Origin of the sequence: Nocardia sp. NPDC057272, from assembly GCF_042668615.1 — a bacterium.
Lineage (GTDB): Bacteria > Actinomycetota > Actinomycetes > Mycobacteriales > Mycobacteriaceae > Nocardia.
The window spans coordinates 19,343-31,823 of record NZ_JBHUYK010000027.1 but is presented as its reverse complement, the minus strand read 5'-3'; the positions used below and the strand labels follow the sequence as shown (position 1 = coordinate 31,823).

Annotated in this window: 11 protein-coding genes and 1 tRNA gene; 10 read left to right on the top strand and 2 right to left on the bottom strand. The window is 67.6% G+C overall.

Features of this window, described 5'->3' with window-relative positions; translation table 11 throughout:
- The first annotated feature begins 186 nt into the window (after nt 1–186).
- The 5 genes from ACFULV_RS28055 (at nt 187) to ACFULV_RS28035 (ending at nt 2,947) form a co-directional block, all read left to right on the top strand.
- Nucleotides 187–975, top strand: a complete 789-nt coding sequence (locus ACFULV_RS28055) for a type II secretion system F family protein (protein ID WP_378661797.1) — start codon at nt 187–189, stop codon at nt 973–975.
- A 273-nt stretch (nt 976–1,248) separates the two neighbouring features.
- A complete protein-coding gene (locus tag ACFULV_RS28050) occupies nt 1,249–1,869 on the top strand; it encodes a type II secretion system F family protein (protein ID WP_378661794.1) in 621 nt (206 codons plus the stop codon).
- Between the two features lie 72 nt (nt 1,870–1,941).
- Nucleotides 1,942–2,151: a DUF4244 domain-containing protein gene (locus tag ACFULV_RS28045; protein ID WP_378661791.1), complete on the top strand. Its 210-nt coding sequence runs from the start codon at nt 1,942–1,944 to the stop codon at nt 2,149–2,151.
- 41 nt (nt 2,152–2,192) lie between these two features.
- Nucleotides 2,193–2,507, top strand: a complete 315-nt coding sequence (locus tag ACFULV_RS28040; protein WP_378638781.1) for a TadE family type IV pilus minor pilin — start codon at nt 2,193–2,195, stop codon at nt 2,505–2,507.
- A 5-nt stretch (nt 2,508–2,512) separates the two neighbouring features.
- The gene (locus ACFULV_RS28035) at nt 2,513–2,947 is read left to right on the top strand and encodes an Rv3654c family TadE-like protein (RefSeq protein WP_378661922.1); all 435 of its coding nucleotides are present in this window, start codon (nt 2,513–2,515) and stop codon (nt 2,945–2,947) included.
- A gap of 299 nt (nt 2,948–3,246) precedes the next feature.
- Here ACFULV_RS28035 and ACFULV_RS28030 read toward each other — a convergent pair whose 3' ends face one another.
- Nucleotides 3,247–5,637, bottom strand: coding sequence for a DEAD/DEAH box helicase (locus tag ACFULV_RS28030; RefSeq protein WP_378661789.1), 2,391 nt, complete (start codon nt 5,635–5,637; stop codon nt 3,247–3,249).
- Nucleotides 5,638–6,072: 435 nt separating this feature from the next.
- Between ACFULV_RS28030 and ACFULV_RS28025 the strand changes: the two genes are divergently transcribed.
- The 4 genes from ACFULV_RS28025 to ACFULV_RS28010 all read left to right on the top strand — a co-directional run bounded on the left by ACFULV_RS28025 (nt 6,073) and on the right by ACFULV_RS28010 (nt 10,849).
- A complete protein-coding gene (locus tag ACFULV_RS28025; RefSeq protein ID WP_019044597.1) occupies nt 6,073–6,279 on the top strand; it encodes a cold-shock protein in 207 nt (68 codons plus the stop codon).
- A gap of 237 nt (nt 6,280–6,516) precedes the next feature.
- Nucleotides 6,517–9,453 (top strand): type I DNA topoisomerase, encoded by a 2,937-nt coding sequence (gene topA, locus ACFULV_RS28020; RefSeq protein ID WP_378661787.1) that lies wholly within the window; start codon nt 6,517–6,519, stop codon nt 9,451–9,453.
- 65 nt (nt 9,454–9,518) lie between these two features.
- Nucleotides 9,519–10,718 (top strand): DNA polymerase III subunit delta', encoded by a 1,200-nt coding sequence (locus ACFULV_RS28015; protein ID WP_378661785.1) that lies wholly within the window; start codon nt 9,519–9,521, stop codon nt 10,716–10,718.
- Between the two features lie 58 nt (nt 10,719–10,776).
- A tRNA-Thr gene (locus tag ACFULV_RS28010) sits at nt 10,777–10,849 on the top strand.
- 51 nt (nt 10,850–10,900) lie between these two features.
- Here ACFULV_RS28010 and ACFULV_RS28005 read toward each other — a convergent pair.
- Nucleotides 10,901–11,782 (bottom strand): hypothetical protein, encoded by an 882-nt coding sequence (locus ACFULV_RS28005; protein WP_378661782.1) that lies wholly within the window; start codon nt 11,780–11,782, stop codon nt 10,901–10,903.
- 110 nt (nt 11,783–11,892) lie between these two features.
- Between ACFULV_RS28005 and ACFULV_RS28000 the strand changes: the two genes are divergently transcribed.
- Entirely contained in the window at nt 11,893–12,474 is a 582-nt protein-coding gene (locus tag ACFULV_RS28000; protein WP_378638804.1) for an ArsR/SmtB family transcription factor, read from the top strand.
- The last annotated feature ends 7 nt before the right edge of the window (nt 12,475–12,481 follow it).

Here is a 12,481-nt window from a genome sequence, read left to right as displayed (position 1 = left end):
TGTGCGGGATTCGTGTCGTCACGCGCGAATTCCATGGGCGGGCAAGTGGCTTCACAGGTCTAGACGCCATTCCGGGCGACGGCCGGTGGTCGACGATGCGGAGCGGCGATCGCTGCGGGTGGAGCTCGGAGCCGCCGCCGAGAGTGTCGAACGAGATGCGGGTTTCGGTGTGGAGGAGGCGGGCTCATGGGTAGTGCGTTGCTCTGTTGCGCGATCGCGGTGCTGGTGCTGCCCGTGGCAGGCGGTCAACGGCGATTCACCCGGCTGTTCGCGCCGAACGGGAGCAGTGCGCGAAAACGCGTGCCTGTGGAGTGGTGTGCAGGAATCGCGCTGGGGTGCGCGGCATTCCTGTTCGGACCCGGCGTCGGGTTGGCCGCTCTCATGCTGGGAACCACGGTGGCGGTCCGGCAACGGCGTGGTCGAGGTGACCGCGAACGGCGACGCGAATGTGGCTACCTCCTGGCCGGCCTCGAAGCTGTGGTCGGGGAGCTCCGCGTGGGCGCCCACCCGAGCGCGGCGGCCGAGTCCGCCGCAGGCGAGTCGCGCGGCGAAGCGGCGCGCGTACTGGCGATCAGTGCCGGCCGCAGCCGCCTCGGTGGGTCCGGGGCCGACGGTTGGGTCCAGCCGGATTCGATTGTCGCCGAGGAACTGTCGCGAGTCGCCGCCGCCTGGCGGGTGGCCGAAGAGCACGGCTTGGCGCTCGCGGAACTACTCGCCGCCGCCAGGTCCGACCTACTCGGCCGCACCCGCTTCCGGGACCGCACCGAAGCCGCACTGGCCGGCGCCCGAGCATCGGCCACCGTCCTGGCCGGCCTTCCTCTGGTAGGTATCGGCCTAGGACAACTGATGGGAGCTGCCCCGCTCACCATCCTGTTCGCTGCCCCAGCTGGGGAACTACTTCTCCCACTGGGCGCCGCCCTCGCCTGCTGTGGACTGCTGTGGACAGATGTCATCACCCGCAAGAGCGCAGCCTGATCCGCACCGGACGGTGTCGAACGGACGGCGGTAGTGGACAACTCGTGTGGATGCCCTGTGGACAGATGTGTGCTGCTGCAAGAGCACAGCGTCACTCGGTGTGCGGCACGGCCGGACCGCAGGGCGGGAGTAGTCGCCGATCCGAATGCCTGTGGACAGATGTGATCACCGAACAAGACCACGTACGAACCGCGGTGCCCCGCGTGGCGCAGTTCGAATCGGGGTGTGGATGGGTGTGGACCGAACTCGAGGAGGGGATTTGCAGTGCAGGGGATGGCTGGTGCTGTTTCGCCGGGGGCGTTGCTGCTCGCGGCGGTGGCGATTGTGGTGCTACCAGGGCGAGTGGCCGTCAGTCGACGGGTGCGTGCTTTCGGTGCGACGACGGTCGGCGTCTCCGGGGCGACAGGTGACACCGCGAAGGTCGACCCGCTCGGGTCGGCATCCGCGTTCGATCTCCTGGCCGCGTGCCTCCGAGCAGGACTGCCGATGGCCGCGGCTGCGCGAGCCAGTGCGCCCACAGCGCCGCCGGTTCTTCGGGCGGCATTGCTCAGGGCCGCAGACCTTCTCGCGCTGGGCGCCGACGCGGCGACGGCATGGGAGCGGGCGGCCGCGGATGCGGTGGGGTCGGCGGGCGCCGATGACGTGGAGTCGCTGGCCAGGATGGCACGTCGTTCGGCGCGCTCCGGCGCCTCGCTGGCCGCGGCAGTCGGCGAACTCGCCACGCAACGCCGCGAAGCCGTGGAGGACGCTGCCGTCGCGCGCGCCGAACGCGCGGGTGTGCTGATCGGTGGCCCGCTCGGCCTGTGCTTCCTGCCCGCTTTCGTCTGCCTCGGCATCGTCCCGGTCGTTATCGGCCTCGCCGACCGCGTGCTCGGCGGCGGTGGGCTGCTGTGACCGGTTGCGACGGGGCCACCGAAACTTCACCGTGCGGATCAGCCGCGCGGTGCAACCAGAGAGGGGATCACGATGACGTTCGCGCACGCGGTATACCTGGGGGCTCGCACTCGAATCACGCGTCTGCTGCTCGAGGACGACGGCATGTCCACGGCGGAGTACGCGATCGGCACCATCGCCGCGGCGGCCTTCGGGGCCGTGCTCTACGGGGTCGTCACCGGGGACAGCATCGTCAACGCGCTGACCGGCATCATCGACAAGGCACTCAACACGAGCGTGTAAACCGCCGCGACACCAGCACTCTCAGGACCGATGCGGGTGCGGTGACGGTCGAGGCCGCCATCGCCCTCGCGGCCCTGGTGTGCGCCGTAGCCCTGTGCGTCGGCGCACTGCTCGCCGGATCCACCCAGGTCCGCTGTACCGACGCTGCCCGCGAGACCGCCCGCCTCGCTGCCCGGGGTGACACCTCGCGCGCGATCACCGCGGGCCGAAGTGTCGCCCCATCTGGCGCGACTGTCGAACTCCGCACCGAAGGCGATCGGGTGGTCGCCACCGTCGCCGCGAACACCCCGCTCCTTCCCGGTCTGCGCCTTCGAGCCGAAGCGGTAGCCGTCACCGAGCCGGGAGTGGATCCGTGACGGCGATGCGCCTGTGCCGGCGGAGGGGAGCGGCTCTCGAGGTGAAACCGTGCGAATCGAAGGATCGTAGGTCGTCGTGGTCGAGGTCGAAGGCGGACGGAGGTGGGGCAACGGCGTTCGTGTGTGTGGCGTTGGCGGGGTTGATCTGCCTGACGTTGTTGGTGGGCCAGGTGGGTGTAGCGGTGGTGGCTCGGCATCGGGCGCAGGGGGCCGCTGATCTGGGCGCGCTGGCCGCAGCGGGTCTCTTGGCACAGAGCGCGGAGGCGGGATGTGGGGAGGCCGGGGAGATCGCCCGGCGGATGGGGGTTCGAGTACGGCGGTGCTCGGTCGCGCAGTGGGATGTTGTTGTAGATGTCGAGGCGAATGTGTCAGCGGGAGTGTTCGGTATGCGCACTGTGCGGGCTTCGGCACGGGCGGGTCCGGTGGAAGAGAATGAGTGACGCGCAAGTGTTATCACTGGCCGGTGGTTGTTCCGCACCGAACCAATTCGAATTAACCGGAAGTGCGTTTGCGCTATTTCATGCGCATTCTTTGATCTGGGCGAGAAAAAAATGAAAAAAACGATGTAATCGCGCCCGTGGCTCCAGTTGGCTATGTGCCAGTTAATAGAAGAGTGGTCCTTTTTATTCGGACGCTGGGCGCCGGCCGACATATCGCTGCTGGTCAGCAGTAATTCGGACGAGTGACCAGCATTCTTCGAGTGCGGTGTCTCGCCGGTCACGCCGCGAGCGTGCGTACATCATGAATCCGCAGGTAGCTCCCCATGAGCCCGCAGCTCGCCGAGGACGGCGGCCAGCAAGCGCGCGGCGGCGTCCTTGTTCAGGGGGTTGTTGCCGTTTCCGCACTTGGGCGACTGCACGCACGAGGGGCAGCCGTCCTGGCACGCGCAGCTGTGGATCACGCTCAGCGTGGCGGACAACCAGGCTGTGAGCTGGGCGAATCCGCGCTCGGCGAAGCCGGCGCCACCGGGCTGGCCGTCGTAGACGAACACCGTCGGCGCACCGGTATCGGGATGTTCGGCGATGGAGACACCGCCGATGTCCCACCGGTCGCAGCCCGCGACCAGCGGCAACATGCCGATGGCGGCGTGCTCGGCGGCGTGCAACGCGCCGGGAAGCTGCTCGTCGGAGATGTCCGCGCCGGCGAGCAGCCGGGGCGTGACGGTATACAGAACGGCCTTGGTGTGCAGGGTGTGCGCTGGCAGATCGAGCTCCACCTGGTCGAGCACCTCGCCGGTCACCAGGGTCCGCAGGTAGCCGATGACCTGGTTGGTGACCGCGACCTGCGCGGATGCCGCCGTGACCGCACCGAGCACGCGCTCCTCGATCACCCCCTCGACGGTGATCGAGGTGACCTGCCGGGAACTGGTGGTGAAGCCGGGATCCACCTCGTTGACGAACGCGACACCACCCTCGAGGTCCAGTTCATCGACCAGATAGGTCTCGCCCTGGTGCAGATGGACAGCCCCCGTGTGCAGCGTGGCGGGTGCCCGGCCTGCGTCGGCGGTGCCGAGCAGGCGTCCGGTCTCGGCGTCGACGATCGCGATCGGCGCGCCGAGTCCACCGCGCACATCCACGTCGTCGTGCGGGTGGGTGTGCGCGGTGATGTGCCAGCGGGCACCCGCGCCGCGGGTGCCCGGCCTGCGCCGGATCAGGCCCTGCTCAGCGAGGTCGGCGAGCACTTCGTCGGCTCTGAACTCGCTCGCCTCTTCGTCGGTGAGCGGCAGTTCCATCGCGGCGCACAGCAGTTGGGGGCCGAGGATGTAAGGGTTGTACGGGTCGGTGATGGTGGCCTCGATCGGCCGGTCGAGCAGCGCTTGCGGGTGGTGCACCAGGTAGGTGTCGAGCGGGTCGTCGGTAGCCACGAGCACCACCAGCGAACCCTGCGTCCGTCTGCCCGCCCGCCCGGCCTGCTGCCAGAACGAGGCCACCGTTCCGGGAAAACCGGCGATGACCACGGCGTCGAGGCCCGCGATGTCGACGCCCAGTTCGAGTGCGTTGGTACTCGCCGCACCGAGCAATGTCCCCTGCGACAGCGACTGCTCGAGCTCCCGCCGGTCCTCGGCCAGATAGCCCGCCCGGTAGGCGGCAACCCGTTCCTGCAGCTCGGGGGCGGTTTCCGCGAGGATGCGACGGGCATCGAGCGCGATCAGTTCGGCACCGCGCCGCGAGCGAACGAAGGTCAGGGTCCTGGCGCCCTCGGCCACCAGCGCGGCCATGATCTTGGCCGCCTCGCTGGTCGCGGTCCGCCGCACCGGTGCTCCGTTCTCACCGGCGCGCATCGCGCTCAGCGGCGGTTCCCACAGGGCGACGGTCCGGGCGCCGCGCGGCGATCCGTCCTCGGTGACAGCGGCCACCGGCGCCCCGATCAGCCTGCTCGCCGACGCGGCCGGATCGGCGCTGGTCGCCGAGCACAGGATGAACACCGGGTCGGCGCCGTAGAACCGGGCGAGCCGACGCAGCCTTCGCAACACCAGCGCCACATGCGAACCGAACACTCCTCTATATGCGTGGCATTCGTCGACCACCACATATCGCAGGTTGCGCAGTACCCGTGCCCAGCGTTGATGCGAACGGAGAATCCCGACGTGCAGCATGTCGGGATTGGTGAAGATCCAGCGGGCGTTGGCCCGCACCCACTGTCTGACCTCGGCGGGAGTGTCGCCGTCATAGCTCGCCGGATGCGCCTCTCGCAGCGGATTGTCATGGATCAGGCTGCCGACGGCGCGGAGTTGATCGGCGCCCAGCGCCTTGGTGGGGGACAGATACAGCGCGGTGGCGCGTGGGTCGTCGTGCAACGCGGTGAGCACCGGTAGCTGGTAACCGAGCGATTTCCCGGACGCGGTTCCCGTGCTCACGACGACGTGGTTCCCGGTCGCCGCGAGATCGGCCGTGCGGGTCTGGTGTTCCCACGGCAGCGCGATCTCCTGCGCGTCCAGGGCTGTGACCAGGTCCGATGGCACCCATTGCGGCCACGCGGTGGTGCGCGCGCGCCGTGCGGGCAACTCGGCGATGTGGGTCAGCGGGTTGCCGCCGGCAGCCGCCTCGGTCAGGACACGATTCAGCAACGATCGCCCATAGCTCTCGCCCGTATCGTGCTCTCGGACCTCGGTCCGGTCTGTCGGATTCATCCAGTCCTTCTCTCACGCGACACGCGAAGTGTGAAACGTGTGTGTGCGACAACCACTACCTGGGATTTCGTAACCCAGTAGCGATCTGGGTCACAGCATGTTTGCTGGAAGCTCACTCGGTTATCAAGAAGCAAACAGACCGAAAGTACGGATACACCCAATCTGTCCCTTACCTGCACATTCGCAAGATCATGAATTTTGCAAATAGTCGGTAACTCGACTGTCGAATTGCGCAGAGACATGGTTCACTGGGTCTCGGTCGCAAGCTTCTGTGTTCGAGGGACGGATCCAAGGTCCAAACCATCAGCAGGATCGTTGTTGCGAACGCCGTGCTCAGGATTTCCTTGCAGGGGGACCAACAGTACAGCGGTCGGAACGGGCCCGGTGGACGAACCCAGTTGTCCGCCGTTTCCGGTAGAAAGAGAAGGAAACAGAATGGCACAGGGAACTGTGAAGTGGTTCAACGCGGAGAAGGGGTTCGGCTTCATCGCGCCCGAGGACGGCTCCGCTGACGTCTTCGTCCACTACTCGGAGATCCAGGGCACGGGCTTCCGTACCCTCGAGGAAAACCAGAAGGTCGAGTTCGAGGTAGGCCAGGGCACCAAGGGCCCGCAGGCCACCGGCGTTCGCGCGCTCTCCTGAGCTGCGAAACACAACAACGCCTCGTCCCCCTCCTCCGCATGCGGAGGAGGGGGACGAGTCATTTCCGGGTACCATCGCCCAGGACAGCGCCCGCGTCGTGAAACGCCGCAAATGCCTCTACCCCAAGTGCGCAGGGTATAAACGTCACTGGTGGTGATGTCCGAACGTCGCCGTCTGCCCCAGCCGCGCACCGAGCGGACCTCCCGACGCGCGGATCTAGAAGGAAGGTGTTCGCCGGTGGCAACACGAGACCGCAGTTCAGCCGACCAGGGCCGACCCCTGCGTCGTCTCGTGATCGTCGAGTCGCCGACCAAGGCCCGCAAGATCGCGCCCTACCTGGGTCGCAACTACACGGTCGAGGCCTCGGTGGGCCATATCCGCGACTTGCCGCGCGGTGCCGCCGACGTGCCCGCCAAATACAAGGGACAGCCGTGGGCACGCCTCGGTGTCGACGTCGATCACGACTTCGAGCCGATCTATGTGGTGAACCCGGATAAGAAGGCCAAGGTCGCCGAGCTCAAGAGCTTGCTGGCCGACGCCGACGAGCTCTACCTCGCCACCGACCCCGACCGCGAGGGCGAGGCCATCGCCTGGCACCTGCTCGAAACGCTTAAGCCGAAGGTCCCGGTTCGCCGGATGGTCTTCCACGAGATCACCGAGCCCGCCATCCTCGCCGCCGCCGCCGACACGCGCGAGCTCGACAACGATTTGGTCGACGCGCAGGAAACCCGTCGCATTCTGGACCGCCTCTACGGCTACGAGGTCTCCCCGGTGCTGTGGAAGAAGGTCATGCCGCGGCTGTCCGCCGGTCGCGTGCAGTCCGTCGCCACCCGGGTGATCGTGCAGCGTGAGCGCGAGCGCATCGCGTTCCGCTCCGCCGGGTACTGGGACATCGCCGCCAAGCTCGACGCGGGTCCCGACGAGAAGTCCGATTCGACCAACCCGCGCACGTTCGGCGCTCGCCTGGTGCAGGTCTCCGGCGACCGTGTCGCCTCCGGTCGCGATTTCGGTTCCGACGGTCAGCTCAAGTCGGCCACCGGTGTCGTCGTGCTCGACGAGGCCTATGCCCGCAGGCTGGCCGAGGCGCTCGACGGCGCCGCGCTCGAGGTCAGCTCTGCCGAGGCCAAGCCGTACACGCGCAAGCCGTACCCGCCGTTCATGACTTCCACGTTGCAGCAGGAAGCGGGCCGCAAGCTGCGGTTCACCTCCGAGCGCACGATGCGGGTCGCGCAGCGGTTGTACGAAAACGGCTACATCACCTATATGCGTACCGACTCCACGACGCTGTCGGAGTCGGCGATCGCGGCGGCTCGCTCGCAGGCGACCCAGCTCTACGGCGCGGAGTACGTCTCGCCGTCGCCACGCCAGTACACCCGCAAGGTCAAGAACGCGCAGGAGGCACACGAGGCGATCCGTCCCTCGGGTGACACCTTCATGACGCCCGGTCAGCTGGCCTCGAAGGTCGACAACGACGAGTTCAAGCTCTACGAGATGATCTGGCAGCGCACGGTCGCCTCGCAGATGGTCGACGCGCGCGGCACCACGCTGACCCTGCGCATCACCGGCACGGCGCGGACCGGCGAGGAGTGTGTGTTCTCGTCCTCGGGTCGCACCATCACCTTCGCCGGGTTCCTCAAGGCCTACGTCGAGAGCGTGGACGAGGAGGCGGGTGGTCAGTCCGACGACGCCGAATCCCGTTTGCCCGCACTGGAAGAGGGCCAGAGCGTCACGGCCGTCGAGCTCACTCCCGACGGCCACAGCACCAACCCGCCCGCGCGCTACACCGAAGCCTCGCTGATCAAGACGTTGGAAGACCTCGGCATCGGCCGCCCGTCTACCTACTCCTCGATCATCAAGACGATCCTCGATCGCGGGTACGTCTACAAGCGCGGTAGCGCGTTGGCCCCGGCGTGGGTGGCGTTCGCGGTGGTCGGCCTGCTCGAGGCCTACTTCGGTCGACTTGTCGACTTCGACTTCACCGCCGCGATGGAGGACGACCTCGACGCCATCGCCGGTGGACGCGAGCAACGCGGAAACTGGTTGTCCAGCTTCTACTTCGGTGGCGAATCCGGCGCCGAGGGTTCGGTCGCGCGGTCCGGTGGCCTCAAGAAGATGGTTTCCGTGCAGCTCGACGACATCGATGCGCGCGAAGTGAACTCGATCAAGATGTTCGTCGACGAAGAGGGCCGCGATGTCGTGGTCCGCGTCGGCCGCTTCGGTCCGTACCTGGAGCGGATGATCATCAATCCCGATGACCCCGAAGGGGATCGGATCTCGCAGCGGGCGAACCTGCCCGACGATCTGCCGCCCGACGAGCTGACGCCCGAGGTCGCCGAGAAGCTGTTCTCGACGCCGCAGGAGGGTCGCTCGCTCGGCGTCGACCCGGTGTCGGGGAACGAAATCGTCGCCAAGGAAGGACGTTTCGGCCCGTACGTCACCGAGGTGCTGCCGGAACCGCCCGCACCCGAACCGGACGCGGCGCCCGCGAAGAAGACCAAGAAGGCCCCGGAGGTCAAGCCGCGCACCGGTTCGCTGTTCAAGTCGATGGACCTGGCCGAGATCACCCTCGACGACGCGCTGATGTTGCTCTCACTGCCCCGCGTGGTCGGCAACGATCCCACCTCGGGCGAGGAGATCACCGCGCAGAACGGCCGCTACGGCCCGTACCTGAAGAAGGGCACGGATTCCCGTTCGCTGGCGACCGAGGATCAGTTGTTCTCGGTCACCCTCGAGGAGGCGCTGAAGCTCTACGCCGAGCCCAAGCGTCGCGGGCGTCAGGCCGCGGCCGCGGCGCCGCTGCGTGAGCTGGGCAAGGACTCGGCCACCGACAAGCCGATGGTGATCAAGGACGGTCGCTTCGGCCCGTACGTCACCGACGGCGAGACCAACGCGAGCCTGCGCAAGGGCGACGAGGTCGAGTCGATCACCGACGAACGCGCGTCCGAACTGCTGGCCGATCGCCGGGCGCGTGGGCCGGTGAAGAAGGCGGCGAAGAAGACCACCGCGAAGAAGGCGGCCAAGAAGGCGCCCGCGAAGAAGGCGGCGGCGAAGTCGACGGCGACGAAGACGGCGACCAAGACCGCGGCGAAGAAGACCACCGCGAAGAAGACGGCAGCGAAGAAGGCTCCGGCCAAGAAGGCTGCCGCGAAATCCGCGGGGACAGACGAGGCTTGATCGCTCGCCCGCGTCCCGCCCGGCCTCGGTGAATCCTGTCGGACCCCGCGGCTAGGGTGTAGCGCGTGGCAGGTGTCTTCGATCGACTGGTCGGCCAGGACGTGGTCGAGACCGAGCTGGCCGCTGCCGCGAAGGCGGCGCGGGCCGGTGTGGTCACCGGGGCGATGACGCATTCGTGGTTGTTCACCGGGCCGCCCGGTTCGGGGAGATCCGTCGCGGCGCTGTGTTTCGCGGCGGCGCTGCAGTGCACCGATCCCGATACCGTCGGGTGCGGGCGATGCCATGCCTGCACCACCACGATGGCCGGTACCCACGGCGACGTGCGGCGCATCATCCCCGAGGGGCTGAGCATCAGCACCAAGGAGATGCGGGCCATCGTGCAGATCGCGGCACGTCGCCCGAGCACCGGTCGATGGCAGGTCGTGGTTGTCGAAGATGCCGACCGCCTCACCGAGGGAGCCGCCAACGCCCTGCTCAAGGTGGTCGAGGAACCGCCGGACCGCACTGTCTTCCTGCTGTGCGCTCCCACCGTCGACCCCGAGGACATCTCCGTCACCCTGCGCTCGCGTTGCAGGCACGTCCACCTCGTGACGCCGACCGTTCCCGCGATCGCCCAGGTTCTGCGCGAGCGCGACCAACTCGACGCGAAGACCGCCGACTGGGCGGCTTCGGTCAGCGGCGGCCACGTCGGTCGAGCCCGCCGCCTCGCCACCGACGAGGACTCCCGCCAACGACGCAAGCGCGCCCTCGCTCTGGTCACCGCGACCGAGCGCCCCGGCGCCGCCTACGCCGCCGCCGACGAACTGGTGAAGTCAGCCGACGACGAAGCCAAACTGATGAGCGCCGATCGCGACGACCGCGAACGCGACGAACTCGCCACCGCTCTCGGCGCGGGCGGCACCGGCAAGGGTTCCGCCTCCGCCACCCGCGGTTCGGCGGGCGTCCTCAAAGACCTCGAACGCCGCCAGAAGTCCCGTGCCACCCGCACCGGCCGCGACGCACTCGATCGCGCCCTCATCGACATCGCCGGCATGTACCGCGACGCCCTGGCCATGCGATTCGCCGGCCGCGGCACCCCCATCACCCTCACTCACCCCGACATGGCCGACGAGATCACCGACCTCGCCACCAACGTCCGCCCCGAAGGCCTGCTCCGCAGCATCGACGCCGTCCTGGCCTGCCGCGAAGCCCTCGACCTCAACGTGAAACCTCGTTTCGCCATCGCCGCCATGACCGCCACCCTCATCACCGCCCGCACCACCTGACCACCCGTTTTCGCGTTCTACCCCTTCCCGCGATAGACTCGCGTCGCCGAAATGGCACGCCGCCTTAGCTCAGTCGGTAGAGCGCTTCACTCGTAATGAAAAGGTCGGGGGTTCGATTCCCCCAGGCGGCTCCGAGGCCATCAGACCCTTTCCGGGATACCGGGGAGGGTCTTTTGCTGTATCTAGTGGCCGCCGAGGAGGTTCCAGACTGTTGCGCGCTCGTGGGTGATGTCGATGGGGGTGCCTGCGAGGGTGGTGAGGAGGTCGGGGAGGGGCCAGGTGGACAGGTGGGCGTAGCGGGCCGAGTAGAGGCCGAGGTGGGTGAGGGCGTAGGTGTTGGTGTGGTCGAAGAGGGCGTAGGCGATGACCTGGTAGAGGTCGTTGGAGGTCAGGGAGTCGGCGCGGATGCCGGTGCGCTGGTTCTTCGGGCCGAGGTGGGTTTTGAGGTCGAGGAGCAGGCCTGCGCTGATGAGGTCGGCGTCGGCGTTGCACAGGACCGAGGCGTCGAAGGTGGGGCCGGGGAAGGTCGGGGGGTGCAGGTGGGGGAGGAGGTGTTCTTCGGCGAGGCCGCGGAGTTCCCAGAGTTGGCGGATGGCGTCGGGGGGTGCGAGGGCGAGGAGGTGCTCGGGGGTGAAGCGGCCGGTTCTGAGCAGGTTGTCCAGGGCTGACTCGCGGAGCAGGCCCCGCCGGTAGACGTCGGTGCACAGGGCAAGGGCCCAGCAGGCTCGGCTGAGTCGGTCGACGTCGGTGGCGGTCGGGGCGACCGCGGCCTGAGCTGTCTCGATCACCGACTCGATGACGGCCGACTCTCGCGGATGGCCGAAGAATCCGAGTAGTGGCAGGACCGGCGCGTGTTCGGGTACCAGCAGGAATCTGATCCCGAAGTCGAACGCGGCGCCGAGCGTGGCCGGGTTCGCGCCGCCGGTGTCGACAAGTAGCGGTCCGGCTTCTCGCCGGTACTCGGCCTGCACGCCCCTAGTGTGGGGAAACCGTTCGTGCAGGTATTCGCGCAGCGGTGAGGTCTTGTCGCGCAGTGCCGCGGACAGATTGGTGTAGACGTACACGGACCCTCCGTTTCCAGAGATGAGCGTGCTGTCGATAGTGCCACGGGCCGCGACCCCATGTTGCATAAAGTTCTTTGCACACATATTTGTGCAAAGAGTACTTTGTAACTATGGCCGACGAGGTACCGCCCAGAGAGATCACCGACCCCGCAGCGCTGCGAGCGCTCGCGCATCCCCTGCGTCAGCGCATCCTGCGCGCGCTCGCCGAGAACGGACCGGCCACCGCGACAGCGTTGGGCGCGCGGCTGGGCGAGAACACCGGCGCGACCAGTTACCACCTGCGCCAGCTCGCCGAACACGGCTTCATCGAAGAGGCGCCCGAACTGGCCAAGGGCAAGGAGCGGTGGTGGCGTTCGCCGCCGAAGGACCTGCGCTACCGGATGGACCGCGAGCAGTCACCGGAGCTCCGCGAGCTGATGGAAGGTCTTGTCGCGCAGCACATCGCCGAAGACATCGAGATGTTCCAGCGCTTCCAGGCCGAGCGTGCCGAGCTGGGTGAGTGGGCCGACATGATGCCCTTCTCGCGTGGCGCGATCTACGCGACGCCGGCCGAACTCGAAGAATTCTTCGAGGACTACATGACCCTGCTCAAGCGTTTTCAGCAGTCTCACCCGCAGGATCGCCCGGGCGCCCGTCGTGTGCTGACGCGCTTCCTCGCCTTTCCCGCACCTCGCACGAACACCGCAGACTAGGACTTGG